Origin of the sequence: Psychroserpens luteus (assembly GCF_015319355.1) — a bacterium.
Taxonomy (GTDB): Bacteria; Bacteroidota; Bacteroidia; order Flavobacteriales; family Flavobacteriaceae; genus Psychroserpens; species Psychroserpens luteus.
The window spans coordinates 362,174-388,560 of sequence record NZ_JADILU010000004.1; the positions used below are offsets into that span (position 1 = coordinate 362,174).

General features: G+C 32.9%; 24 protein-coding genes. 13 read left to right on the plus strand and 11 right to left on the minus strand.

Annotated elements, in window-relative coordinates; translation table 11 throughout:
• Positions 1 to 121 precede the first annotated feature (121 nt).
• From IM744_RS11505 to IM744_RS11540, 8 genes are all read left to right on the plus strand, one after another.
• Entirely contained in the window at positions 122 to 697 is a 576-nt protein-coding gene (locus IM744_RS11505) for a cob(I)yrinic acid a,c-diamide adenosyltransferase (protein ID WP_194508291.1), read from the plus strand.
• 149 nt (positions 698 to 846) lie between these two features.
• Positions 847 to 1,068: a DUF2795 domain-containing protein gene (locus tag IM744_RS11510; RefSeq protein WP_010177336.1), complete on the plus strand. Its 222-nt coding sequence runs from the start codon at positions 847 to 849 to the stop codon at positions 1,066 to 1,068.
• 337 nt (positions 1,069 to 1,405) lie between these two features.
• The gene (gene secA / locus IM744_RS11515) at positions 1,406 to 4,762 is read left to right on the plus strand and encodes a preprotein translocase subunit SecA (RefSeq protein WP_194508292.1); all 3,357 of its coding nucleotides are present in this window, start codon (positions 1,406 to 1,408) and stop codon (positions 4,760 to 4,762) included.
• A gap of 271 nt (positions 4,763 to 5,033) precedes the next feature.
• On the plus strand, positions 5,034 to 5,684 hold the full coding sequence (locus IM744_RS11520) for a peroxiredoxin-like family protein (RefSeq protein ID WP_194508293.1): 651 nt from the start codon (positions 5,034 to 5,036) through the stop codon (positions 5,682 to 5,684).
• 80 nt (positions 5,685 to 5,764) lie between these two features.
• Positions 5,765 to 6,325: a TlpA family protein disulfide reductase gene (locus IM744_RS20675; RefSeq protein WP_241738319.1), complete on the plus strand. Its 561-nt coding sequence runs from the start codon at positions 5,765 to 5,767 to the stop codon at positions 6,323 to 6,325.
• Positions 6,326 to 6,330: 5 nt separating this feature from the next.
• On the plus strand, positions 6,331 to 7,110 hold the full coding sequence (locus IM744_RS11530; protein WP_241738320.1) for a thioredoxin family protein: 780 nt from the start codon (positions 6,331 to 6,333) through the stop codon (positions 7,108 to 7,110).
• Positions 7,111 to 7,345: 235 nt separating this feature from the next.
• Positions 7,346 to 7,750 carry a hypothetical protein gene (locus tag IM744_RS11535; RefSeq protein WP_194508294.1) on the plus strand — a complete coding sequence of 135 codons (405 nt, stop codon included), beginning with the start codon at positions 7,346 to 7,348 and terminating at the stop codon, positions 7,748 to 7,750.
• Between the two features lie 98 nt (positions 7,751 to 7,848).
• Positions 7,849 to 8,529 carry a hypothetical protein gene (locus tag IM744_RS11540; RefSeq protein ID WP_194508295.1) on the plus strand — a complete coding sequence of 227 codons (681 nt, stop codon included), beginning with the start codon at positions 7,849 to 7,851 and terminating at the stop codon, positions 8,527 to 8,529.
• 184 nt (positions 8,530 to 8,713) lie between these two features.
• Here the strand turns inward: IM744_RS11540 and IM744_RS11545 are convergent, their stop codons facing one another.
• From IM744_RS11545 to IM744_RS11570, 6 genes are all read right to left on the minus strand, one after another.
• Entirely contained in the window at positions 8,714 to 10,810 is a 2,097-nt protein-coding gene (locus IM744_RS11545; protein ID WP_194508296.1) for a T9SS type A sorting domain-containing protein, read from the minus strand.
• Between the two features lie 64 nt (positions 10,811 to 10,874).
• Positions 10,875 to 11,567 (minus strand): peptidoglycan DD-metalloendopeptidase family protein, encoded by a 693-nt coding sequence (locus tag IM744_RS11550; RefSeq protein ID WP_194508297.1) that lies wholly within the window; start codon positions 11,565 to 11,567, stop codon positions 10,875 to 10,877.
• A gap of 230 nt (positions 11,568 to 11,797) precedes the next feature.
• Positions 11,798 to 13,300, minus strand: a complete 1,503-nt coding sequence (locus IM744_RS11555; protein ID WP_194508298.1) for a serine hydrolase — start codon at positions 13,298 to 13,300, stop codon at positions 11,798 to 11,800.
• Between the two features lie 301 nt (positions 13,301 to 13,601).
• Positions 13,602 to 15,224 (minus strand): hypothetical protein, encoded by a 1,623-nt coding sequence (locus IM744_RS11560; RefSeq protein WP_194508299.1) that lies wholly within the window; start codon positions 15,222 to 15,224, stop codon positions 13,602 to 13,604.
• 47 nt (positions 15,225 to 15,271) lie between these two features.
• Positions 15,272 to 15,856 (minus strand): hypothetical protein, encoded by a 585-nt coding sequence (locus IM744_RS11565; protein ID WP_194508300.1) that lies wholly within the window; start codon positions 15,854 to 15,856, stop codon positions 15,272 to 15,274.
• The gene (locus IM744_RS11570; protein WP_194508301.1) at positions 15,840 to 16,397 is read right to left on the minus strand and encodes an RNA polymerase sigma factor; all 558 of its coding nucleotides are present in this window, start codon (positions 16,395 to 16,397) and stop codon (positions 15,840 to 15,842) included. Before IM744_RS11570 ends, IM744_RS11565 begins: the two co-directional genes overlap by 17 nt.
• A gap of 374 nt (positions 16,398 to 16,771) precedes the next feature.
• Between IM744_RS11570 and IM744_RS11575 the strand changes: the two genes are divergently transcribed.
• Both IM744_RS11575 and meaB read left to right on the plus strand, forming a co-directional pair.
• Positions 16,772 to 17,344, plus strand: a complete 573-nt coding sequence (locus tag IM744_RS11575; protein WP_194508302.1) for a DUF2911 domain-containing protein — start codon at positions 16,772 to 16,774, stop codon at positions 17,342 to 17,344.
• Positions 17,345 to 17,351: 7 nt separating this feature from the next.
• On the plus strand, positions 17,352 to 18,434 hold the full coding sequence (meaB, locus tag IM744_RS11580; protein WP_194508303.1) for a methylmalonyl Co-A mutase-associated GTPase MeaB: 1,083 nt from the start codon (positions 17,352 to 17,354) through the stop codon (positions 18,432 to 18,434).
• Positions 18,435 to 18,737: 303 nt separating this feature from the next.
• Here meaB and IM744_RS11585 read toward each other — a convergent pair whose 3' ends face one another.
• On the minus strand, positions 18,738 to 19,676 hold the full coding sequence (locus IM744_RS11585) for an NAD-dependent epimerase/dehydratase family protein (protein ID WP_194508304.1): 939 nt from the start codon (positions 19,674 to 19,676) through the stop codon (positions 18,738 to 18,740).
• Between the two features lie 110 nt (positions 19,677 to 19,786).
• On the opposite strand from IM744_RS11585, the gene IM744_RS11590 reads away from it, so the two are divergent.
• The 3 genes from IM744_RS11590 to IM744_RS11600 are packed head-to-tail and all read left to right on the plus strand — an operon-like array spanning position 19,787 to position 22,744.
• Complete coding sequence (locus IM744_RS11590; RefSeq protein ID WP_194508305.1) at positions 19,787 to 20,503, plus strand: glycosyltransferase family 2 protein; 717 nt, start codon at positions 19,787 to 19,789, stop codon at positions 20,501 to 20,503.
• Complete coding sequence (locus IM744_RS11595) at positions 20,500 to 21,123, plus strand: lipid-A-disaccharide synthase N-terminal domain-containing protein (protein WP_194508306.1); 624 nt, start codon at positions 20,500 to 20,502, stop codon at positions 21,121 to 21,123. The genes IM744_RS11590 and IM744_RS11595 overlap by 4 nt, the downstream gene beginning before the upstream one ends.
• 49 nt (positions 21,124 to 21,172) lie before the next feature.
• Positions 21,173 to 22,744, plus strand: a complete 1,572-nt coding sequence (locus tag IM744_RS11600; protein ID WP_241738321.1) for an ArnT family glycosyltransferase — start codon at positions 21,173 to 21,175, stop codon at positions 22,742 to 22,744.
• On the opposite strand, the gene IM744_RS11605 is transcribed toward IM744_RS11600, so the two are convergent.
• The 4 genes from IM744_RS11605 to IM744_RS11620 all read right to left on the minus strand — a co-directional run bounded on the left by IM744_RS11605 (position 22,745) and on the right by IM744_RS11620 (position 26,357).
• A complete protein-coding gene (locus IM744_RS11605; protein ID WP_194508308.1) occupies positions 22,745 to 23,317 on the minus strand; it encodes a phosphatase PAP2 family protein in 573 nt (190 codons plus the stop codon).
• The gene (locus IM744_RS11610; protein WP_194508309.1) at positions 23,317 to 23,544 is read right to left on the minus strand and encodes a hypothetical protein; all 228 of its coding nucleotides are present in this window, start codon (positions 23,542 to 23,544) and stop codon (positions 23,317 to 23,319) included. The genes IM744_RS11605 and IM744_RS11610 overlap by 1 nt, the downstream gene beginning before the upstream one ends.
• An 8-nt stretch (positions 23,545 to 23,552) precedes the next feature.
• Positions 23,553 to 24,935: an MATE family efflux transporter gene (locus IM744_RS11615; RefSeq protein WP_194508310.1), complete on the minus strand. Its 1,383-nt coding sequence runs from the start codon at positions 24,933 to 24,935 to the stop codon at positions 23,553 to 23,555.
• 309 nt (positions 24,936 to 25,244) lie between these two features.
• Positions 25,245 to 26,357 (minus strand): ATP-grasp domain-containing protein, encoded by a 1,113-nt coding sequence (locus tag IM744_RS11620; RefSeq protein ID WP_194508311.1) that lies wholly within the window; start codon positions 26,355 to 26,357, stop codon positions 25,245 to 25,247.
• Between the last annotated feature and the right edge of the window lie 30 nt (positions 26,358 to 26,387).

Below are 26,387 nucleotides of genomic sequence, written 5' to 3' on the forward strand. Positions count from 1 at the left end.
ACTTTGATTCCGCAACATAGATAACTTTACAATGACCCGAGCATGTCAAAAGCTTTTTCTGTAAAGAGAAATTAGTAATAGCGAACAGCATGTGACCATTAAAAACAATAAGCATAAACACATGAAAATATATACAAAAACAGGAGATAAAGGCACAACCGCTTTATTTGGTGGCACAAGAGTTCCAAAACATCATATTAGAATTGATAGCTACGGAACCGTCGATGAACTCAACTCTCATTTAGGATTAATTAGAGATCAAGAGATCAACAACCATTACAAAGATGTATTGATTGCTATTCAAGATCGATTATTTACCGTTGGAGCCATTTTGGCCACAGATCCTGAAAAGGCAACGCTTAAAAATGGAAAGCAAAGGCTTAATATTCCTAAAATTTCCGAAGAAGATATTGAACAATTAGAAAAGGAGATGGATAAAATGAACGAGTCGCTACCTGAGATGACGCATTTCGTCTTGCCTGGAGGACATCAAACTGTGTCATTCTGTCACATAGCACGCTGTGTGTGCCGAAGAGCCGAACGTTTAGCAAGCGCTCTAAACGATTTAGAACCGTTTCAACCCGAAAGTTTGAAATATTTAAACCGTCTTTCTGACTACCTATTTGTATTGGCACGAAAGTTGTCTTATGACTTGCAAGCCGACGAAGTAAAATGGATTCCGAAGAAAGAATCTTAAAATAAACTTTGCAGGATAAAGTCTTAGTTCTACTAGGCTTAAAGCATAAAAAACATAAGTTCTTTAAAATTTTTATTTAATTAATTCACTTTTTTCTTGACTTTCTGAACTATAATTTTATTTTTGCAGAAATTTAAACCGCATAACACATGTATTGGACATTAGAATTAGCATCGTATTTAAGTGATGCGCCTTGGCCAGCAACTAAAGACGAATTAATTGACTACGCTATTAGAACAGGAGCTCCTTTGGAAGTTGTTGAAAACCTACAAGCGATTGAAGACGAAGGCGACTCTTACGATTCCATCGAAGAAATCTGGTCTGATTATCCAACAGACGAGGATTATCTCTGGAACGAAGATGAATATTAAAGCAATTTGTAATTCAAATTACTTTAAATGTAAAATAAAAGTTAAAAAGTCTCATTTTGAGGCTTTTTTTGTGCCCAAATTTTTAAATATAACTAACACAAATCATATCTTTGAGGTCTAACAATTTTGAAGATAAGACGTTATCTAAATAACATATAATTTATGTCAACCTGAACTCGTTTCAGGTTCTCACAAAAATGATTTACCAAAATCATGGGATTCTGAAATCAAAGATTCATGAATACTTTAATATCAAATAGAAGTATTATGAGTAAACAAATTCAGAATGATAAATTCAGTTTTTTTTGGATGATTTCATTAAAATAAATAAACACCAATGAGTTTTTTAAATTCAGTACTAAAAGTATTTGTAGGAGACAAGTCCAAACAAGATGTTAAGGCACTTTCTCCAATTGTAGATCAAGTTAAAGCATTTGAAAGTGCGCTTGAGCAATTATCTCATGATGAGTTAAGGGCAAAAACAGCAGAATTCAAGGCTAAAATTGCTGAAGCTCGCAAACCACTTCAAGATAAAATTGATCAATTATTAAAAGATGCAGAAGCAACTGAAGATATTGATGCAAGAGAAGATATCTACGTAGAAATCGATAAAATCAAAGATGACATCTACACAGTTACTGAGGATGTTTTGACAGCTATTATGCCAGAAGCTTTTGCTGTGGTTAAAGAAACTGCAAAACGTTTTGTTCATAATACAGAAATCCCTGTTACTGCAAACGAGTTTGACCGTTTAATCTCTGGAGAAAAGGATTATGTTTCTTTAAATGGTGATCAAGCCATTTGGGCAAATTCTTGGGATGCAGCAGGTAAGGCAATTACTTGGGACATGATTCATTATGATGTTCAGTTAATTGGTGGAGCAGCAATGCACCAAGGTAAAATTGCAGAGATGCAAACTGGTGAAGGTAAAACGTTGGTAGCAACACTTCCTGTGTATTTAAATGCACTTGCTGGTAAAGGTGTGCACTTAGTAACGGTAAATGATTACTTAGCAAAACGTGATAGCGCGTGGATGGCACCAATCTTTCAGTTTCATGGTATGAGCATTGATTGTATTGATTACCACAGACCTAACAGTGAGGCACGTCGTAAAGCTTATAAAGCAGATATTACTTACGGTACAAATAACGAATTCGGTTTTGATTACCTAAGAGATAACATGGCACATTCGCCAGATGATTTGGTTCAACGTCCGCATCACTACGCGATTGTCGATGAGGTGGATTCTGTATTAGTTGATGATGCGAGAACACCATTAATTATTTCTGGACCAATACCACAAGGTGATCGTCATGAGTTTACAGAGTTAAAACCTAAGGTTGATGATATTGCAAGTGTTCAAAAGAAAGAATTAGTAAGTGTACTTGCCGAAGCTAAAAAATTAATTGCTGCAGGAGATACAAAAGAAGGTGGTTTCCTATTATTGCGAGCTTATCGTGGTATTCCGAAGAACAAAGCATTAATTAAATTCTTGAGTGAAGAAGGGATTAAAGCTTTATTGCAAAAGACCGAAAACTTCTACATGCAAGATAACAACAGAGAAATGCCGAAAGTTGACGCAGAACTCTACTATGTTATTGAAGAGAAAAATAATCAAGTTGAATTAACAGATAAAGGTGTTGAATATCTCTCCGGAAAAGATAATCCAGATTTCTTCGTCATGCCCGAAATCGGGATGGAAATCTCTAAAATTGAGTCTAAAGGCTTAAGTAAAGAGGAAGAAGCTGATGCAAAAGAAGAGTTGTTTAGAGACTTCGGAATCAAATCTGAACGTATCCACACACTCAACCAATTACTTAAAGCCTACGCATTATTTGAAAAAGACATCCAATACGTTGTGATGGACAATAAAGTAATGATTGTAGATGAGCAAACTGGTCGTATTATGGATGGTCGTCGTTATAGTGACGGACTTCACCAAGCGATTGAAGCTAAAGAAAATGTAAAGATTGAAGATGCAACGCAAACTTTTGCGACTGTAACCTTACAAAATTACTTTAGAATGTACCGTAAACTGTCTGGTATGACAGGTACAGCAGTTACTGAAGCTGGAGAATTATGGGAAATCTATAAATTAGATGTTGTTGAAATTCCAACTAACAGACCAATTGTACGTGATGATAAACAAGATTTAGTTTATAAAACTAAACGCGAAAAATACAACGCAGTTATTGATGATGTGACACAATTATCACAAGCTGGTCGTCCAGTATTGATTGGTACAACATCGGTTGAGATTTCTGAGTTGTTAGGTAAAATGTTGAGTATTCGTAAGATTCCGCATAATGTCTTAAATGCAAAACAACACAAAAAAGAGGCAGAAATAGTTGACGAAGCTGGTAAAACAGGACAAGTTACTATTGCAACCAATATGGCTGGTCGTGGTACCGATATTAAACTATCTGATGAAGTAAAAGCAGCAGGAGGTTTAGCAATTGTTGGTACAGAGCGTCATGATTCTCGTCGTGTTGACAGACAGTTACGTGGTCGTGCAGGACGTCAAGGAGATCCAGGAAGTTCACAGTTTTACGTATCTCTAGAAGATAACTTAATGCGTCTATTTGGTAGTGAGCGTATTGCCAAAATGATGGATAAAATGGGATTACAAGAAGGTGAAGTGATTCAGCATTCTATGATTTCAAAATCTATTGAGCGTGCACAGAAAAAAGTTGAAGAGAACCAATTTGGGGTTCGTAAGCGTTTACTAGAATATGATGATGTGATGAATGCACAACGTGAGGTTGTTTACAAACGTCGTCGTCATGCACTAGAAGGTGATCGTCTTCGTGTGGATTTAGCAAATATGATTTATGATACTTCGGAAGGGATTGCAGAAGCGAACAAAGCGACTGAAGATTTCAAGAACTTCGAGTTTGAGTTGATTAGATACTTCTCTATGAGTTCACCAATTTCTGAAGCTGAATTCGGGAAATTAGGAATTCAAGATATTGCTGGTAAAGTTTATAAAGCAGCATTTGAGCACTACAGAGCAAAAATGAAGCGTAACGCAGAGTTAGCATTCCCAGTGATTGAGAATGTATATATGAATCAGCGTGATAAGTACAAACGTATCGTTGTGCCTTTTACAGATGGTGTTAAAAACTTACAAGTTGTAACAGATCTAGAAAAAGCATACGAAACAAGAGGAACACAGTTAATCAATGATTTTGAAAAGAACATTTCATTAGCCATTGTTGATGATGCTTGGAAAACACATTTACGTAAAATGGATGAATTAAAGCAATCGGTTCAATTAGCGGTTCATGAGCAAAAAGATCCTTTATTAATTTACAAGTTTGAAGCTTTTGAGTTATTCAAAGAAATGATTGATCAAGTAAATAAAGATGTGATTTCATTCTTATTTAAAGGAGAATTACCTCAGGAAACTCAAAACAACATTCAAGAAGCAAAAGAGCGTAAAGAAGAAAAGCTACAAACGCAAAAAGACGAGATTCCTAATATGGATGAACGTGCTGCGCAAAGTAGATCTGTTGGTTCTGGAGCATCTCGTCAACAAGAAGTTATAGAAACTATTGTACGTGACAAACCAAAAATTGGACGTAATGATCGTGTGACAATTAAACACGTCATGAGTGGTGAGAATAAAACCGTAAAATACAAACAGGCTGAGCCTTTAATCGCAAAGGGTGAGTGGGTTTTGATTGAGGACTAGTTTACAAGTGACGTTTGGCAGATTACTTAGATGTAATAAAACAGACTGTCATTCAGAGCATAGTGAAGAATCTCAAATAAAATTATCATTTCGTTTTACTACGGAAATTTAAAATCTCAAACTTATGTTTGGGATTTTTTGTTTAACATTTACCTAGTTCTATGTGATGACTTTATGAATATAAATGGCGAACTTCGCTCCTAGCTATAGTCACTTATTAGAACATATCTTAAGCAATTCTAGAAATTGAAGATATAATTAAAGAAAAATAATGAAAAAATTAAAAGAACAAACTGATGCTAAAATAGAAGCAGGAAGACTTGCTAAACCTGAATTCATGAAAGGTGTTGATGACATTATCAACAAAGCAAAAACGTTCCTAGAAGGAAGTAATGCTATCAAAATTGGACAAAAAGCTCCAAATTTTGAGCTTCCTAATCCTAAAGGTCAATTGATATCTTTAGAAACCTTATTAAGTACAGGTCCTGTTGTTGTGACATTTTATCGTGGTGATTGGTGCCCTTATTGCAACTTACAACTTAGAGCTTTGCAAATAAAATTAGATGACATACATTCACTAGGCGCTACATTAGTTGCTATTAGTCCGCAAGTACCAGATGGATCAATGACAGAAAGTGAAATTAATAACATGGATTTTATTGTATTATCTGATCAAGATGCAAAAGTGTCTTCACAATATGGAGTTTCTTGGAACGTACCAGAATTTTTGATGGATCATATGCGAGTTGATCGAAATCTTGATTTAGATAAAATCAATAATGGTAATGGAAGCATATTACCTATCCCAGCTACATTTATATTAAATCCTGACGGAGTTGTCACTTGGAACTACGTTAATGTTGATTATAGAACACGTGCTGAACCTGATGACATTATTGAGGCTTTACAGCAAATTTCTTAAGGATTTAAAAAATTACGAGTTGACATTAAACCTTCAATAGCTTTTAAAGTCTAACAAACATAATTTTAAAGATTTTATGTTTGATTCTTGCAAAAAACAATAATATAACACTGACTACAAGATATTTATCGCTTGCTTTTTTTATAGTTTTATGCATAAGCTGTAAAAACAAGACCACAAAAGTAGAAACGACTAATTCTCAAAATATAGCACTAAATAAAGAGATTCCTGTCTATGATTTTAAAACTCTAGAACCTCTACTTTATACGGAATCTAACACAACTTACATTGTGAATTTTTGGGCCATGTGGTGCGCACCTTGCGTAAAAGAATTGCCATACATACAGCACTATGCTAAAACCTATCCTGACACCGAAATCTTATTAATAAGTTTAGATTTTAAAGAAGATATAGATACAAAGCTTAAACCTTTTTTAGAGAATAAAAACATTACATCTAAAGTAATTTTATTAGATGATCCAGATGCTAACACGTGGATAGATAAAATAGATCCAAACTGGTCTGGAGCGATACCTTTTACGATTATTTTCAATGCTGAAAAGCGTGCTTTTTATGAACGCTCTTTTGAGAGTTTTGAAGATTTAGAAAACGAAGTAACTAATACAATACATAAATCCTAATACAAATGAAAAAAGTAAGTATGTTAATTGCCATCATTGGTTTATCTACAAGTGTATTACTCTCTTGTAAAAATGAAACTAGTGGTAAAAAAGAGTTATCAGAAAATCAACATAAAGACCAAAAAGGACCACATAGAGATGGAGATCATAAAGGACCTCCTCCAGGTGACAGAAAAGGTCCACCTCATGATGGTGAGCGCAAAGGACCTCCAGGTGGAAGCCCAGAACAAACCAAGACTATAGAAGAAATTGGAGGTTATAACATTGGTGATGTCGCTACAGATTTCAATCTTAAAAATGTAGATGGCGCTATGGTATCGTTAGCAAGTATAGACAATGCTAAAGGCTACATTGTAACGTTTACTTGTAATGAATGTCCGTTTTCTAAGTTATATGAAGACCGTTTAATTGCTATTAATGATACGTATGCTCCTCAAGGCTATCCTGTAATAGCCATTAACCCAAATAGTCCTGAGAATGAAAAAGAAGGTTATGAAGCCATGCAACAACGTTCTAAAGAGAAAGGATTTACGTTTCCTTACTTAGTTGATGAAGGACAAAACATCTACCCACAATATGGTGCTGTAAGAACACCTCATGTATTTTTATTAGACAGTGAGCGTAAGGTGCAATACATTGGGACTATAGATGACAATGCAAAATCTCCAGAAGATGTCAAAGTAAAATATCTAGAAGATGCTATCAAAGCATTAGAAGCTGGTACAACACCAGAACCAAATTTTACTAAAGCTATTGGGTGCCCAATTAAGGCTAGTAGAGCTTAAGAAATTATCGCTTAATAGATTATAAAAAATCCCGAACTTAGGTTTGGGATTTTTTGTGTTTAAAATATACGTAGAACTACGTATTGACTTTATCAAAAAAATAGTCGAACTTCGTTTAACTGCGGATATCGAGAATTGAAACTGTTGATATCCAAGCGTATTAAACAAAACCCCTAGAATTCACCTTTCAAAATTTTTCAGTATCTTCATTCCAACGAACTCATCACACATGATCATGAAAAATATATTGGCAACCATTGTAGGCCTCATCGTAGCCTCATTAACCGTATATCTTTTTGAAACCTTAATTGGTCATACTCTATTTCCTTTACCAGAAGGTGCCAACCCAATGGATATGGAATGGATAAAAAATAACATGGACCAAATCCCAACTGGCGCAAAAGTCATGGTGGTAATTGGTCATTTTATGGGTATTGTTGTAGGCATGTTTGTTGCAAGATTAATCTCTAAAACGAGTATGGTTCCTGCCTATATTGTTGGAGGTTTGATGCTCGCAGCCACTATTTTTAATGTGGCAATGCTACCAAAAGAATTATGGTTTAGTATTAGTGATATTGTGCTTGCTGTTGTTGGTTTATTGATTGGAAAATCATTGGCTAAGCGACAGTTGAAAATTTAAAAAATTAATCTTATTTAAAATTTTGTATCTTTTGTTTGCTTTTAGACCGAGCGCAATGTTACACTCGTAATTTTTTCAAAAACAATAAACATAAATTCATGAAACATATTATCATAGCCTTTATTTTTACAGGAATTTTAATGTCTTGTAATTCATCAGACAAAACAAAAACGACAACTGAAGATTCCGCAGAAATGGAATCTAAAGAAAAAAACATAGCAATTGAAAGTAATAGAGAATTAAAGTCTATTACTACTGATGCTGATCTAATCGCCACAGCATTAATGGCTGCTCCTGAAGAAAGCAGAGCCGATTCTAAAGTCATTGGATATAATATGAAAGGTGAATTTGTGACACTTAAAGAAGGCACTAACGAATTTATAATTCTCGCTGACGATCCTAACAAAAACGGATTTAGCGCAGCTTGTTATCATAAGGATCTTGAGCCATTTATGGCAAGAGGAAGAGTTCTAAAAGCAGAAGGAAAATCACATCAAGACATATTTGAAATCCGTGAAGAAGAAATGAAATCTGGTGCACTTAAAATCACAACAGGAGCAACCTTACATATTTACTATGGAGCAAAAACAGATTTCGATCCTAAAACATCAAAAGTAGATGGTGCACAAATGCGCTATGTCGTTTATATGCCTTTTGCAACCTCAGAGTCTACAGGTTTACCAGAAGCACCAATCGCTACAAACCATCCTTGGATCATGAATCCTGGAACGCATAGAGCGCACATTATGATTTCCCCTTTGCCTGAAGAACATAATTAATATTGATTTGTCATTCCTGCAAAAGCAGGAATCTATTAAACCTATTTTTGTGGATTCCTGCCTGCGCAGGAATGACGAACTAAAGTGTTTGCTGTTTTTATTTAATTTTTAACAAGCGACAAATGATGAGATGAGATGAGATTCCTCCTATCGTCGGAATGACAAAAGATACAACTCAAAAGAATCATTCTTTAATAAACTTCTGCGTTAATTCTCCATTTTCCGAAGAGAGTTTTACAACATAAACACCAAGTGCCAATTTTTGTAAATTAATGGTACGTTGTATTTCATTTCTGTAGAAAACAATGGATTGTAGTAAGTGACCGTTAATATCATAAATGGATGCTTTTTCAATGTTTACTTCGGAAGAAATATGCAATTTATCATTAACAGGATTTGGATATAATTTTACGCTAGCACTTAATTCTTGATCATCTACTGACAAATTTTCTTCGACAGTTATCATATAATCATTAGTAATAATTGGAAAATTGAAATCAAAATAGATTTCAGCATCGTTGCTGAATGTATCTCCAATTACTAACGTTTCTAGAGTTTTAATCTTGAAAGTTACATAACCATCATTATTAGCATCATCAAAGGGTAAGTTGATATTTTCAAAAATAAACTCAACTTCATTTGTATTTTGAATTCTAGTAATAAAATCATGGCTTGCGTCTAAAGGAACCAAAGTATTGATATCAAATTTACTCATATCAATATCATCTTTGACAACAACGTTGATGGCACTTGCTGTACCTGTGTTTTCAAAACGAATCTTATAACGCAGATATTCTCCAACCATAGCTTCTCTAATGACGTCACCTTCTAAACACGTTTTATCATTTGGATCAAAAGAGTTTACTACAGATTGCTTAATTGATGTAATATTATCCACTTCATGTAAATCACTTGAGATTGGATTTATTACGGACTGGAATCCAATTTCATCACCGCCATTTACAGGATAATCAGGATCTGTTGGAGTATTAAAATTTATCGTGATAAAGATTTCTCTAGTTTCAAAAGGTAATAAATTTGCATAATTCCATTCTAAAGAACCAAAAGATTGCATATTTGGATTTGGATTTGGATTTGATGATACAAAATCAACAACATAGTCATCAAAATTAAATTCTACCGTCCCTGTCATTGCAGTTGCTCCCTTATTTTTATAAATCATTTTATAATCCGCATCAAAGCCAGGTCTCGCATCATTTAAAGGAATAATATAGATTTCCAAATCTTGAAAATTCTCAGTTGGTGAAATACAAAAATTTTGAGAGATAGAACTTCCATCTTCCGGAAAATCAAGAATTAAACTAGATGGTGTAACATTATAATATTCGAGATTTTCAAATGTTGGCGCAATAGTAAAAGATCCTTCGCCAAAGTTCATGAAGTAATTACCGCTACCATCAGGCACAAAATAAGCGTTATCATTTTGGGAGTTGATACTAAATTTTAAATTAGGATAAACCAGATCGTTAATGTCGCAACCGTTATCATCAATATCAAGTTTGACATTACCATTTACTGTGAAAATATCTCCTCCTGACTCAAATGAGCAATAAGAATTTACTACGCAATTAGTGTAACCATAAAAATCAACTCTACTCTGAATGGCTTCCAGCTCTGATTCATCCACGCAAATAAATTGAAGATTAGGACAGTTTTCTATAAACAAACTACCCATATTTAGATCATTCCCATTCTTCATGAAAATTGTATTGATATTACTATCCTGAATTACTAACTGACCTAAATTTGGATTTTGACTAATATCTATTTGTGAAATAAGGTTATCGCTTATATAAAACTCTTGAAGAAGTATGTTTTGACTCAAATCAATATCTGCAATCTGGTTGCTATTACATTTTATATAAATAATCTCTAAATTATTGGTTACATCTAAAGCTACTAGTTGATTGAATTCGCAATTAATAACTCTTAGTGCCAAATTCAATGATAAATCGACATTTGTTATATTGTTTTGTGGACACCATAAATACTCTAAACTAGTAAAATAACCTATTCCTTCTATAGAGCTTATAGCGTTATTATTTAAATATAAGTGTGTAATATTAACAACTTCACTTTCTTCTATTTCTCCATCATTATTTGAGTCTGCATCAACATCTCCAGTACCGTCATTATTTAAGTCAACACAATTTGTGTTAATTAAAGCATTTTTAAAATTAGCATCGGGAATATCGATAATTTGTGCTTGTATAAAACCAAAAGAAAAAAGTAAAAAAATAATAGAGTAGAATTGTCTCATAGAAGTTATAATTTCCTACAAATATAAGATTATTAGTGAATTAAGTTTTCAATTAAAGTCGTTACTATTCTAACCTCAACAACAACTCAGGATCAAAACAATTCCCTTTATAAAATTCCAAATCCATCTTTGAGCATACTCCAGGATAATCACCAGTAAAACCTTGCATGTCCTTTATAATCTGAAAATGTAAATGTGGTGCATAATCACCATTCACACTTGAATCTCCTAAAGTGGCAATTTGTTCTCCTTTTTTGAAGGTCTGCCCTACTTTTAGATTTTCTATAGATGCTAAGCTTAAATGCCCATAAAGCGTGTAGAAATCAATAGCTTCAATGGTGTGTTTTAGAATAATTGTCGGACCATAATCTCCAAAATTGGTGTTATTTTTAAAACTATGTACCTCAGCATCCAAAGGTGTGAATACAGGAGTTTCCGACGCCATCCATAGATCTAGACCTAAGTGGATATTGCGTTCGGTTTCGGGAGTTGTGTCTTTAAAATACGTGCTTCGTTGGTAGATGTTTCGGGTTTCTAGATAACCTCCAAATGCAACTTTAGCACCATTGTCTTTGATGTGGCTATTGATATAACGTTCTAATGTTTCCGAAGAAGACACATCAACAGTATGGAGTGCTTTGTTGGATTTTGATAAATCTAGCGCAACGTAATATGACTTAGAGATTGAAGGATTTAATACATAAAGTGATTGCTTACCTAAATCTCTCAACAATTGAGAAAAAGCTTTTGTGGTCATGCGTTTTGGTTTTTCTCAAAAATACGTCAATTACTAACTATTGTGAACAATTTAAATGTGGAGATTCCTCCTATCGTCGGAATGACAGCCAAAATTTAATTGAGCTGTCATTCAGAAGGCTATTGAAATTAAAATGTATTTTAATTGAAAATATACAGCCTAGCTAATGACTGAAGAATCTTTGGTTATTGGTTTGAGATTCCGTATCAAGTGCGGAATGACAATCATTTCTAATTTTTCAAAGCTTTCTCTAATGCTTCTGCCTTATCCTTTGCATACATCAAACTATCGTTCATTTGAAAACACATTTGAAAATTGGCTAAAGCCTGTATAGAGTCGCCTTGCATTAACAACGCATCACCATAACTATCATAAACATTTGCAGATTTTGGATGCTCGCTGATATTCAATTTAAAAATTTGAGTTGCTGCATCTACCTTATTTTCATTAATTAATAAATACCCTAATTGATTGATATCATTCTCGTTCACTCTATAATTTATGGTATCTGCTTTTACACTATTATAAAACGTAATCGCCTCATTAACATCTTTCTCATATATTTTTTTTGCCATTGCTTTATAGACGCTTTCTCTTGGCATTTGATAGGATTTTCCTGCTCTTATGTTTTCAATATTATCATAAATAGCTTCAAAATTTTCTCCAGAATCATTAGTTAGAATAATAAAACCACTTTTTGCATCGACTTCATTATGCAAAAAGGTTATAAAACCAACCCAACCTCCAGAATGATTAACAACTCTAGGTTCTCCTGGATTGTACTCTAAAAACCACCCAAAACCATAGCCTGTATATTCACCATCATTAGTTTTGCCAGACACCCAAGCTTCGTCTAAATACTCTTTAGAAATGATGGTATGGTTTGCTAATGCCATGTTCCATTTGTAGAGATCTTCTACAGTTGAGTAGATTCCGCCATCACCTCTAACATCATTTACAATATTGTAATCGTTAATGATTAAGTCTTTTTGGTTAAGTGCTTTTCTGTATCCAAAAACACGGTTTGGCATCTTTGGGTCTGCATCTATTTGATAATTATACAAGGTTGTATTGGTCATTCCTATTGGATCTGTAATTTGCTCTTTTAAGAAGTCTCTAAAATGTTGACCAGAAATTTTCTCAACAATAGAAGCTAGAACTAAATAGCCTGTATTACTATACTCCCATTTTTCTCCTGGCTCGAAATCTAACGGTGGATCTACGCTATAAAATTCTGCTAAAATCTCATCATTACCCAGAATGTATTGTTTTGTAGAGTCTTCTTTTGCAAAGTTCTCTGCAATCAATCGCTCATAATCTGTAAGTCCAGAAATATGATATAACAACTGACGAACTGTAATATTATCATACGGGAAATCAGTCAAAATAGTATTCACTTTTTGGTCGTAGTCTAATTTTCCAGCTTCCTTTAATTTCATAATTGCCATTCCTGTAAACTGTTTACTTACTGAGGCCAAACGGAATTGAGAATTTAAGTCTAACGAATCTATTGGGTTAATAGAACGTAACCCATTACTGCTTTTAAATATAACTTCGCCTTTTTCATATACTAAAATGTTTCCTGTTGAGAGTCCTTCAGCTTTCATCGCATTTACGAAATTTGCGTACTCACTTTTAGAATCCTCTCCTACGGTTTTTTTAGATTCGTCTTTACATGAAAAAAAGCATGCCGAAAAAAGACACACCATTACTAGTTGTTTGAATAAAGTCATAATTTTTGATTGAATGTAATTCTACTCAATAAAGATAACGGATTTAATTAATTGTTACAGAAACTTGAAATTTTGTTTATTTTTCTTCGGAAATGTGAAGACTTGACGGTTTTGTAATAGAAGAGCATTTGAGAATTTGTGATGAGATTCCGCATCAAGTACGGAATGACAGTCTAAATCCTGTGGAGTTGTCATTTAGAAAGCTATTGAAATTAAAACACATAGCGTAGCTATTGACTGAAGAATCTTTGGCATGAAAGTTATAGAAATGAGATTCTTCGTTACACTCTGAATGACAGCATTATTGCTTCAAAGCAACCTCACTAAACTTTGCATTAATGACAATAGTTTTTCCGGTTTTTTTAGAATTAGGATAATTATTAATTGTTTGTTGTGTTGTTAGCTCATTATTTAAACGCGACCGATTACCTTTAAAATACATACTATAATCTACGGTATTGCTTGGTAATTTAATCACAGCATCACTATTCTCTAAGATAATATTAAGATTAGTAAACGTTTCCGAAATTTTATAAATTGACAAATCCCCAAAACTACCATCTATGATGGCAGTTCCGGTTAGATTATCAATATACATGTCTGACGAGTTACTATTTAATCTCAAACTAGCAACCGTATTAAGATGTGCCTCTTCAACGTATTTTAAATTCAATTCTCCATCACTCCAAGTAGTTATTTGCACTGGAGAATAAGCCACACTAATGGAAGTCTCGCTTCCATCAATGTGATTTGCTAATAAAGTAGCGTGTGATATATTTGCTTTTAGATTGTAAATAACCGACGACATCTTTAATTCACCATGTCTCACATTCATATTTAACTTCGCGTTTTTTGGCATTCTTATTTTAATAACCCTTTTCACTTCGTTATTATTACCCGATTGCAAATATTTAGATAAAGTAGATTCTTTTCGCTCCATAATTTCATTTAGCCTATCTGCTCTATATTCCTCTTTCTCTTTCAAACGCTCAGCTATTTTTACTGACCGACTTTCATTACGCTCTGCCAAAGTCTCTAATTTCTGTTCCATTTTTTCAGCACGTTTTTCCATTATCTTTGCTCGTTTCTCTACCATTTCTGCCTGCCTCTCCATCTGCTTACCATAACGTTCTCCCCAAGCTTCCATCTTTTTTGACCATTCGCCATCAAAACGTTTTCCAAATTCTTCTCCCCAAGCTTCCATCTTCTTACCATACTCTTCGCCAAATTGCTTCTCGAATTTTTTTCCCCAAGCTTCCATGCGGTTTTCATAAGACGAAAAATCAACATTAGCCATTTCTCTTCCCCAAGCTTTCATCTTCTCGCGATTTTTTGCTGGATAATCTTTACTCCATTTTTCTAAATATGCTTCACCATCTTTTTTATAAGCTTGAGTATCAAAACTCACATTTGTAATACCGTCTGGCAATTCGGGTAATTCTGGCATTTCAGGAGCTTCTGGCACTTGTAGTCGTGCTATTTCTGGCATTTCTGGTAACTCTGGCATTTCTGGCATTTCTGGGATATCGCCAAAATCCATATCACCTAACATTTCTATAGCTTTTAGCGCTTCAAAAGAATCAAAATGCAAATTTTTATTTCCTGGAAAACTCCACGATCCATGTGAACCGTCTGATGTGATTTTCACGTTACTTCCAGAACCTTCAACTTTGAGATTCCAAGATTTTAAAGCCTCTTGCAACTCTTCTTTAGACAATTTCTCGCCTTCAATATAAGCTTCAATTTCTAAGGTGCTTTTGTTCCATGTGTCAATTTCTATTTGCACATAGCTGGTGTTTAAATCGATTTCTACATCTTTAGTGACATCAATTTTCTTGGACACTTTGATTAACTTCTCTTGTGCCGAAACGCTTAGAGCGCAACAGAAAAACAGAAGTGTTAGTATTTTATATGTTGTTTTCATTTGATTGTTTTTATTATTCTGAAATATTAAACCTTCAGAGTATTTAGTTATGCGTTGATTTTATCTTCTTCCGAAGTATTTAAATCATTTAATTGTTCTTTTAAGCGATACAATAAATGGAGTCGCAATTTGAGATTATCTATTAATGCACTCACCGTTAATTCATTTGGTCCATGTTCGGTTAGCTCTACCGAGAGACGTTTATATTCTTGATTTAACTCTGCAAGTCTCACAACGTAACCATCAAACAATTCTTTGTTTTCTGGTGTTTGCTTTACTTTAGATAGTTCTAAATTAATATTTGCGAGATAGTAATCTTCAACCTTTTTAAAATCTGGAGAAATATCTCCTAATGATTTCAATTGGTCATTTTTAGACGGGTTTTTGGTATCGACGATTTCCGTAGGAACAATAGATTCATTCCCAAAGAATTTTGACGCTCCAAATCCTAATCCAATTAAGATGACAATACTTGCAGCAATTTGCAACACACTGAAACGTTTTTTGACTGATGTTTCTACTGGCAAGGTTTCATCCAATTTTTCGAGAAAACGTGCTTCGTGACCTTCGTTCATTTTAAATTGCGAATCCTGTTGCTCTTCTTCAAATAATTTTCTAATATCTCGTGCCATTTCTTATAGGTGTTAAATGCTCTTTTAATTTCGACTTTCCTCTAGAGAGTTGTGTTCTTGAAGCGACTTCTGTAATGTTTAAAATTTCAGAAATCTCTTGGTGATCATACCCTTCAACTAAATACAACATCACGACGTAACGGTATTTATCTGGAAGTTTTTGAATCGCCAACTTAATCTCATCTAGCGTTATTGTATCCTCAACTAACCATTCGTTTTGATAATTGTCATCGACTACTTTGAGGTGCACCTCGTCCAATTCTTGCAAATGCTGCTTCTTGGATTTTAAGCAATCAATACATTTATTAATCACGATACGTTTTAACCAAGCTCCAAAAGTGACTTCTTCTTTGTACTGATTGAGTTTTGCAAATGCTTTAATAAAGGCTTCTTGTACGATATCTTCAGCTTCCATAGAATTCTTCATAAATCGCATGGCAACTGCAAACATACCATCACAATATTGATTGTATAGTTTTAATTGCGCAGAGCGATTATTCTGCTTGCATTGTTCAATAATATCAATTTGAAGTGTCCTCAAATCTGTTTTGGTTTGGTTACATACCTCATAAATTAATTACATTTACTTGGTATTGGTTTCGTGAACTCATTTTAAATATTTCTTTTACCTGCAAAGTTTCCATTTTGCACTCTAATTTTATTCTTTTTTAAAAACGTTGCGAAACTACGTTTAGAAAAAACACTTTCTTTATAACACAAAAGCAAAACTTTTCGGTTTAAAACAAATATTCAACATGAGTTCATAATAAAGACGACACAAAAAAGAGAGTGTTGCAAAAAATTAAAATATTTTCAAAAAATCATAAGAAATTTATACAAATTCCCGTTAAGTATGGACTTAGCATTTCAATTTAAATTATATTTGAAGTCAATTTACGACAATCTCATTTTTCTATGAATACCTTTTTAAAGCGCCTACTAATTTTATTATCTATTGTTGCGATAGGACTATTTTTATATTCTCATTTTGTTGAGAACATTTTTTCTCCTAGACTGAGTCCTAAAGATACTGTAGAATTTAAATTGAATGATCTCAAATTAGAAGTCTTCTATAACAGACCATCCAAAAAAGGTCGTGAAGTATTTGGTGCATTAGTCCCTTTTAATAAAGTTTGGAGAACAGGTGCCAATGAAGCAACTACTTTTGAAACCAACAAAAATTTAATGATCCAAGGGATTTATTTACCTAAAGGAAAATACACCTTATGGACAGTTCCAAAAGATTCTACATGGAATGTGATGTTCAATACAAAGCAGTATGATTGGGGAGTTGATGAAGAAATGCAAGTGATGTGGGATCCAAATTATGACTTATTAGAAATTGATGTTCCTGTAGAAAAAATAGATTCTACAGTTGAGCAATTTACAATTGCTTTTGATAACTCAACTGACAATTTACAACTTACCATGGCTTGGGATAATACAAAAATTGAAGTACCTTTAAAGGTATTAAAAGATCAAAATTAAAGACCGTTTGTCTAAAAAACCAAAATCGTCTGCATTGCATGAAACAGATGGTGTATCATCACAATCTGAGATCACCAATGCGTCTTCTATTAAACGTATTCAAGACAAAAGAAAAGCAAAACTCGTCACAAAGACTTTAGTTACTGAAATATTAAACGGTAGCATTACCGCTTTAAGCAGAGCCATTACGCTTGTCGAAAGTTCTAACCCAAAACATTTACAACAAGCTAACGACGTTATTAAATTGTGTTTACCTCATGCTAACAAATCTATTAGAATAGGAATTACAGGAGTTCCTGGTGTTGGAAAAAGTACATTTATTGAAGCGTTTGGATTGCATCTCACCTCAATAGGTAAAAAAGTTGCAGTATTAGCTGTTGATCCAAGTAGCAGTTTAAGTAAAGGCAGTATTTTAGGTGATAAAACCAGAATGGAAGATCTTGTAAAAAGCGAGAATGCTTTTATTAGACCTTCAGCTTCGGGAACCTCACTTGGTGGTGTTGCACGTAAAACCCGAGAATCGATTATTTTGTGTGAAGCAGCTGGTTTTGACTCCATTATTATAGAAACTGTTGGTGTAGGACAAAGTGAAACTGCTGTACACAGTATGGTGGATTTCTTTTTACTTCTGAAAATTGCTGGAGCTGGAGATGAACTTCAAGGCATCAAACGTGGGATTATTGAAATGGCAGATGCCATTGCTATCAACAAAGCCGATGGTGAGAATTTAAAGGCAGCTAAACTCGCTAAAGTAGAATTCAATAGAGCGTTGCATCTATATCCGCAAAAAGACTCTGAGTGGCAGCCAAAAGTAAGTTTGTGTAGTGCTTTACATCGCGAAGGAATTGACGAATTGTGGTTGTTAATTTCAGAATATATAGAACATACTAAAGCGAACAACTATTTTGAAGAGCATCGTAGGGAACAAAATAAATTCTGGTTACTTCAAACTATTGAAGATCGTTTAAAATCTGATTTTTTTAATCAACCAGAAATTAAAGTGGCACTTAAAACGCAACTGCATTTAATTGAAGAAGGAAAAACAACGCCTTTTGTTGCTGCTGAATATTTGTTGAGATTAAATGACTAAAAGAAGAATTTTATATATAACTCTTTTATTAAGCGCATTAAGTTTATTCATAGCAACTTATTTACAATTCAAATTATTTATTGATTACTCTAACTCCACAGGAAAGTCGCGTGGTCTCTTTGGATTGAAAGAAGCGTATCAATATAGTTATAGAAAATACTTCACAATTTTACCTTTATTTGCTGTAGCAATTTCTCTTTTTTACACAAAATATGAAGAACTTAGATTTTTATCATTGACAATAACTCTTATATCTATAATGGCTATTATATTCTCACTGTTTAGCGTTTGGAGACTTTATATTTAAAAATTAGCCTTATACCATTCCACTTGCTTCTTCACAGCTTCTAACAAAGTTGTTTTGGGGTTATAATTAAGCAATCTCCTGGCCTTATCTATATTTGCTTTGGTACGAGATTGATCTCCTGGACGTTTTGGGATTATATTAAGTGTAATTGATTCCCCTATCACCTGCTCAACAGCTTCAATACCTTCTTTTGTGGTATGTTCAACTTCGGTTCCTAAGTTTATGATTTCCCCATTAACTTTTGATTCATTACCAATAACACTCACAACACCATCTACGATATCATCCACATAAGTAAAACTTCGCAAATGTTTATCACTACCGTCAAATAATGGAAAGGCTTCTCCTTTCAACCCTAAATCAATCAATTTGGTGTACATTTTCTCAGGACGCTCACGAGGACCAATGACTGAGTATAAACGTAATGAACAAGCATTCATCTGTTGCTCTCTACTTTTTTGAAGTACTAATTGCTCTGCAGCTAATTTAGTTACTCCATAATATGATGCAGGTTTTGGAGCTTCATCTTCTGGGAATGTTGCTTCTAATCCATAGATTGATGATGTTCCTATATTAACAAAGAGTTTTAAATCTTTACATTGTAAAGCATAATCCACCAAGTTTTTGGTAGCGATGATATTATTTTCAAAATAATCTTCAAAAGTTGAACTTTGAGAAATTCCAGGTTGTGCAGCAAAATGGAAGATGTAATTGATATCTTTAGCTAAGTCTTCAGCAAAATTAACATCACGCAAATCTTTTTTTAAAACTGTAATGCCTTTTTCTGTCAAAACCTTAGCATTCAAGTTCTTCAATTCTAAACTGTAATAGTTATTAAAATTATCTAAACCTATCACTTCATGTCCTAAACTATGCAAACGTTCTGCTGTATGAGAACCTATAAAACCGACTGCTCCTGTAACTAATATTTTCATCTTACTAATTTAAAAGTGCAAATTAAAAATTTTAAATCAATCCAAATGAATAGCTGTTAGATAAAAAAGAATATTTTTGTAAGACTAGAGTATAACTAACGATATCATTGATGGTTAACAAATTCACGATTATTGTTCCTGTTTACAACGAGGAAGACAATTTAGAACGCGTAGAAAAAGAACTTTCTGCATACATAAAAATCGCTTCTACACCTACTAAAATTCTTTTTGTAAACGATGGCTCTACAGATAATAGTCAAGCACTTATTGAAACAATTTGCAGTTCTAATCCTAATTTTGATTTTATTCTTTTTTCTGAAAACAGAGGTTTGAGTGCTGCTATAAAAGCAGGATTTGATCATGTAGATACAGAATTGGTTGGCTATATAGATTCCGATTTACAAACCGCTCCAGAAGATTTTAATTTACTCCTTAAACATATTGGAGAATTCGATTTGGTCACTGGAGTAAGATCTAACAGGAAAGATAGTTTTGTTAAAAACATGTCTTCAAAAATTGCCAACGGAATTCGTCGTGCATTCACACACGATGGCATGGACGATACTGGTTGTCCATTAAAAGTCATCAAAACAGATTTCGCAAAACGCATCCCAATGTTTAAAGGGTTACATCGTTTTTTACCTGCCATGATTTTATTACAAAATGGTAAAGTAACTCAAATACCTGTGCAACACTTTCCAAGAATTGCAGGTACAGCAAAATTTGGATTATGGAATCGTTTAATCGGACCATTAATTGATTGCTTTGCCTATTTATGGATGAAGAAAAAATACATCAATTATCAAGTTGCTAAAAAGAGTGCATGAGTAATTGGATCATATATAGTATTGGTTTCCTAGCTCAAATCTTGTTTTCGTCTCGATTGATTATTCAATGGATTACTTCAGAAAAACAGAAACGGGTTATCACACCAACACTATTTTGGACACTAAGTCTCATCGCATCTGTTCTTCTTTTTATTTATGGCTATTTGCGTTATGATTTTTCAATAATGCTTGGTCAATCACTTACCTATTATATTTATATACGAAACTTGCAATTGCAAAAACAGTGGCAAAAATTCCCGAAAATAGCACAGTGGTTTTTATTCATTTTTCCAGTCTTAATTGTAATTTACTACTTCAACAATAATAAAATTGATACAGACTTACTATTTAAAAATGAAGACATACCTCTTTGGCTTTTAGCTCTAGGAATTGTCGCTCAAGTGATTTTTACACTTCGTTTTGTGTATCAATGGTTATATTCTGAAAGAAAGAAATCCTCAACATTACCTTTTGGCTTTTGGTTTTTAAGTCTTATTGGATCAATCCTTATTTTAAGTTACGCAGTGATTAGAAGAGATTTTGTACTTTTATTAGGTCACGGATTAGGCTCTATAATTTATGCAAGAAATATTTATTTAATTCGTAAAGCAGATGCTTGAAAAACTTCAAAACAAACCTATTTTATTTATAGTACTACTTGTTCTGTTTATGCTCGGTTTTCATCTCGACACACTTCAAGTGAGTATCATGGAAGCTCGTAATTTTATTACAGCAAGAGAAATGATTACTGACAACAATTGGTTACTGACAACGATGAATGGCGAACCACGTTATCAAAAACCCCCTTTACCAAGTTGGATTTGTGCCTCTTTTGCGTTTCTCTTCGGAATTAAAAACACTATCGCTTATAGGTTACCAGCTGTTCTTTTTATAGCTATCACAGGAGTTTACACCTATTTAATTTCTAAGCAACTTACAAAAAATAAAAAGCAAAGCATAAATAATGCACTTATTCTAATTACTTCATTTTATGTAATAGGTATTACGTTTGAAGCGCCTTCAGATATTTTTACACATGGTTTTATGCTTATTGGCATTTACCAACTCTTTCTATTATTTCAGAAGAATTCAAACTATTTAAAACACAGTTTGATTGCTAGTTTTTTTGTTGGTTGTTCTATTTTAAGTAAAGGACCTGTGTCATTTTATGTACTTTTACTACCCTTTTTATTGGCTTATGGGTTTTCATTTAAATATAAATTCAATAAGCAATTGATTTCTTCTTTCGTGTTGTTTTTAATAGTTGCTTTAACAGTTGGAGGTTCTTGGTATTTATATGTTAAAATGTACGACACGCAAACATTTACAATCATTGCAGAAAAAGAAACTAGTAATTGGACGAGTTATAAAGTAAGACCTTTTTACTACTATTGGAGCTTTTTTACACAAAGCGGAATTTGGACAATCCCAGCTTTTATTGGATTACTTTATCCTTATTTAAAAACTCGGGTTTCAAATTTAAAAGCCTATAAATTTAGTTTCTACTGGACACTAATTGCTGTGATTTTATTATCTGTAATTCCAGAAAAAAAATCAAGATATTTGATGCCTGTACTTATTCCTTTGGCGATTAATACAGGTTTTTATATTGACTATTTAATACGACGATTTAAAACACTTAAAGACAAAAGAGAGACCATACCTGTCTATTTTAATTTTGGTTTAATTGCAATTATTGCCTTGGCTTTCCCTTTTGTTGCGTATTCCTTTTTATCAAACAATTTAAGTGGGCTTTGGATTTGGTTTTTCCTTTCATCTATAGTGAGTTTTGGTATTGGTATATTCATTATTTTACAGCTTAAAAAGAAAAACATCAGTATTGTTTTTAATCTAACAGTACTATTTTTTGTAAGCTTACTTGTTTTAGCATTACCTCTACAACAAGCATTAAAGAGAGATTATTATAACCCTCCAACAAAACTAAAATCACAAACAGATGCTAATAACATCAAAGTATACAGTTTGTCTATTTCTCCAGAAATGATATGGAATTTTGGCGATAAACTTTTACCAATTAAAATTAATGGAGAATTACATCTTCCGAAGGAAAAAAAATTCGGTCTATTAACATCATATATCGATCCCGAAATGTTGAAAGAATTACAAAAATTATATGACATTAAATTGGTAGAAACTTACAATTTAAATCTTGTAGATTCAGGATCAAAATCGTTTAATAACAGATTAAAAACTGATTATTATTTATTTACAAAGTTATAATTATTTAAGCCGAAATCTCGATTGAAGATACTTATCTAGTTTATAAAATATTAGCCCTGAAAGACCACCAAAAAGCATTCCGCTTACTACGTCTAATGGATAATGAGCTCCTACATAGACTCTACTGTAAGCCATAACGAAAGCCCAAACAAATAAAATATATTTTAGATATTTAAATCTTTGTTTTAATGTTAAGCCAATAAAAATTGCTAAAGCCATTGAATTGCTTGCGTGTCCAGAAAAATAACCAAAACGTCCGCCACAATGAGCTCTTACCAACCTCATATTTTCTGCAATACCAGCTTCGTGACATGGTCTATAGCGTTCAACACCATATTTAAATAAATTAGTGACTTGATCTGTGAATGTAATCATGAGTGCAATGACAACTAAGGTCAACACAAACATTTTTGAGTTGAGTTTTTTATACATCAGATATCCTAAAATTGCATACAAAGGAATCCAATTAAATTTATAAGTATATGCTAACCAGAACGGATCCCAGAAACTATTCCCCAAATTATTGAGGAAAAGAAATAATTCTTGATCAAATTTAACAAGTTCTTCTATCATTATCCATCGTATCTAGAAACTTCTCTGTCGTAAAAATCAGTAGCAGCTTTAATTAAATTTTCGGCTTCTGCTTCAATTTCTTTTTGATCATGCTCATCAAACTCTTCAAACCATTCTACATCATCATCTTCTAGATTGATAATAAATCTAGGAAAGTCTGTATGAATTACATATATCGCATTAGGATGATCTGTATTATCTCCGAGTATGAATTTTGGTAGTTCCATGTTTTGTGTTAATCGTTAGTATTTGACAAAATTAACTTTTTCGTTAGATAATTGAATCTTATAAACAATAAAATCGCAGCTGTGGTTAATCCTGCTAATAATCCAAGCCATATGCCAAAACTACCGTAAGCTTCCTCTTTTCCGAGGAAAAAACTAATAGGAAACCCAACTACCCAATAAGAAACAAAAGTAATAATCGTTGGTATCTTAACATCTTGCAAGCCTCTTAATGCACCTAAAACCACAACCTGAATCCCATCACTTATTTGAAAAATAGCAGCAGCAATCATTAATTTTGCTGCAATCGTTATTACTTCAGTATTGTCTGCCAGATTTTTTGTATCATCATAATCTAAATACAGTTTTGGTAATGCTTCATGGAAAATGAAAAAGAATGCTGCAAAACAAACTGCCAATAAAGTTGCTAATAAAAATAAAGAAAATGCTATTCTACGAAGTTCAACATATTGACCTAATCCTTTTTGATTACCAACTCTAATCATAGAAGCAACACTTAGTCCCATAGCCACCATAAAGGTCATAGATGATAAATTTAAAGCTATTTGATTAGCTGCTAATGGGTTTTTACCTAATAAACCACTCAACCATATTGCAGCAGTAAATATGGCTACTTCAAAAAACATTTGCATAGCACTTGGTGCTCCTAGATTAATTAATTTTCTAATCATTAATTTATCTAGAACAAAAAACTTAATATTAGTCACATAAGCTTTTGACTTTTCTTTATTGGTTAATAACCACCAAAGATGAATGACCATTATAAATCTTGAAATTAAAGTACCATAAGCAGCACCAACAATTCCCATTTCTGGAAAACCAAATTTCCCAAAAATCAATAAATAGTTTAAAACAACATTAACAATATTAGCTAAAATTGTAGCGTACATAGGATATCTGGTCATAGACAGACCATCACTAAACTGTTTGAATGCCTGAAAAATCACTAACGGTATTAATGAAAAAGCAACCAAATTTAAATAAGGTAATGCTAGTTCTACAACCTCAACGGGTTGTTTCATTAAATACAACAATGGCTTTGCAAATAGCACCAATAAAAATAACAAGATGCTTAATATTGTACAGAGAAATAAACCATGCTTAAATGATGACTTAACTTCTAAAAAATTGTTTGAAGTATCTGCTTCGGCTACCAAAGGTGTAATTGCTGTAGAAAAGCCAATCCCAATAGACATTGCGATAAACATGAAGCTATTTCCTAAGGACACAGCAGCCAATTCTGCAGTACCTAATTGACCAACCATCACATTATCTACAAAACTAACGAAGGTGTGACCTAACATACCTAAGATGACTGGAGCAGCTAACTTAAAGTTGTAATTAAATTCTTTTGTGTATTGTGATAATATCAATGGGTATATTTTAAAAATGCAAAGTTATATTAATAGAATTTGCTTTTATATAACTTTATCCAATTTTAGCAAAACAAAATTTAATTGTTTGATTACTATAAAGTTATAAACTAAAATTGTTAATAAGTTGAACACCAAATCAGTACGATATTTTGACCAAACACTTATTTTTACTGCTTAAATACCTTATTGTAGTAGGTTAGGTATTTGGGGTAGAAACTTTTTTAGCTATTATTTTAGAGGGATTCAAAAATTTTATTGTTAAAAAACGTTTCAAGCAAAAAGAGGCTTTGTCCTCTTTTTGCTATTTTATATAGAATCTAAACGTCTTCCCAACCATTCTCTAAACTTATACAATGTTGGCAAAGGGTCTTTAAAAAAACTTCTAGCCTCTGTGTTATTCATTAAATATTTTCTTCGGAAAACAAATAACGGATTACGTTTAATAGTCTTCAACACACCTTTAAATCGCATGTGATGAATAGCTTTATAATCGTCATCAACAAGCTCCTGATTTAAAGCTAACTGAATTACATTATGAGGAAAATTTATTCCTGCAAACATAGATCCTTCTATACTTCCCCAAAAACGAGCATTAATTTCTATAAGCTTATAATCTTTAGTTTTAGCATCATAGCGTAAATCTAGATGTGCAATTCCAGACCAATTAAGTTTAGACATGGTTAATTTTGCGACGTCTAAAACCTCATCATTTTGCAAAAAATCAAAAGCTAATTGAGGAGCAAAAGCACTATGTCCTTTTAAATTCCCTTTTTGAATTGTATAACTTAAAACCTTACCATTTAAACACAAAACACTACAGTCTATATCATAACCTTCAATATATTCTTGAACAAGGATAAGATGATTTGCTTTTTTTAAGTATTTCTGAAATTTTTCTTCGGAATTTATTTTCTTAATCCCATCGCCTCCTTTTAAATCCAATGGCTTTATAAGTATAGGAAACTGAATTTGAGACAACACCTCTTGTTTATCTGTTTCCGAAGCAATAAAAAAAGAATTTGGGTGAGGAATACCGTGAGATTTAGAAAACTCGCTTAATTTATTTTTGTCTATTGCAATTTCAAAATCTTTTAAACCTGGTAAAGGAATAATTTTAGCTAAAGATGAAATCTCATCTTTATTCTTTATTGTAAATAAAATCTCTTGTTCTGCTATTGGAAGAACAACTGATATTGCATTTTTTTCTATTTCAGAATTAATGATATCAACCCAACCAGAATCATCTGGTCTGTCATAAAACTGATAATAAGATGTGTATTTAGAAAATTTTGTAGCTGTCCGCTTTTTGTTTGACAGTACAAATATGTTGTATTTCTTAACTTGTGCTAAGCATTGTATGACAGACAAAGCCCAAGTACTGTCTCCATCTGGAATTAAAATGTTTTGACGTACAGTCATGAATGATTAAGGTCAACATTAATAGCTTTT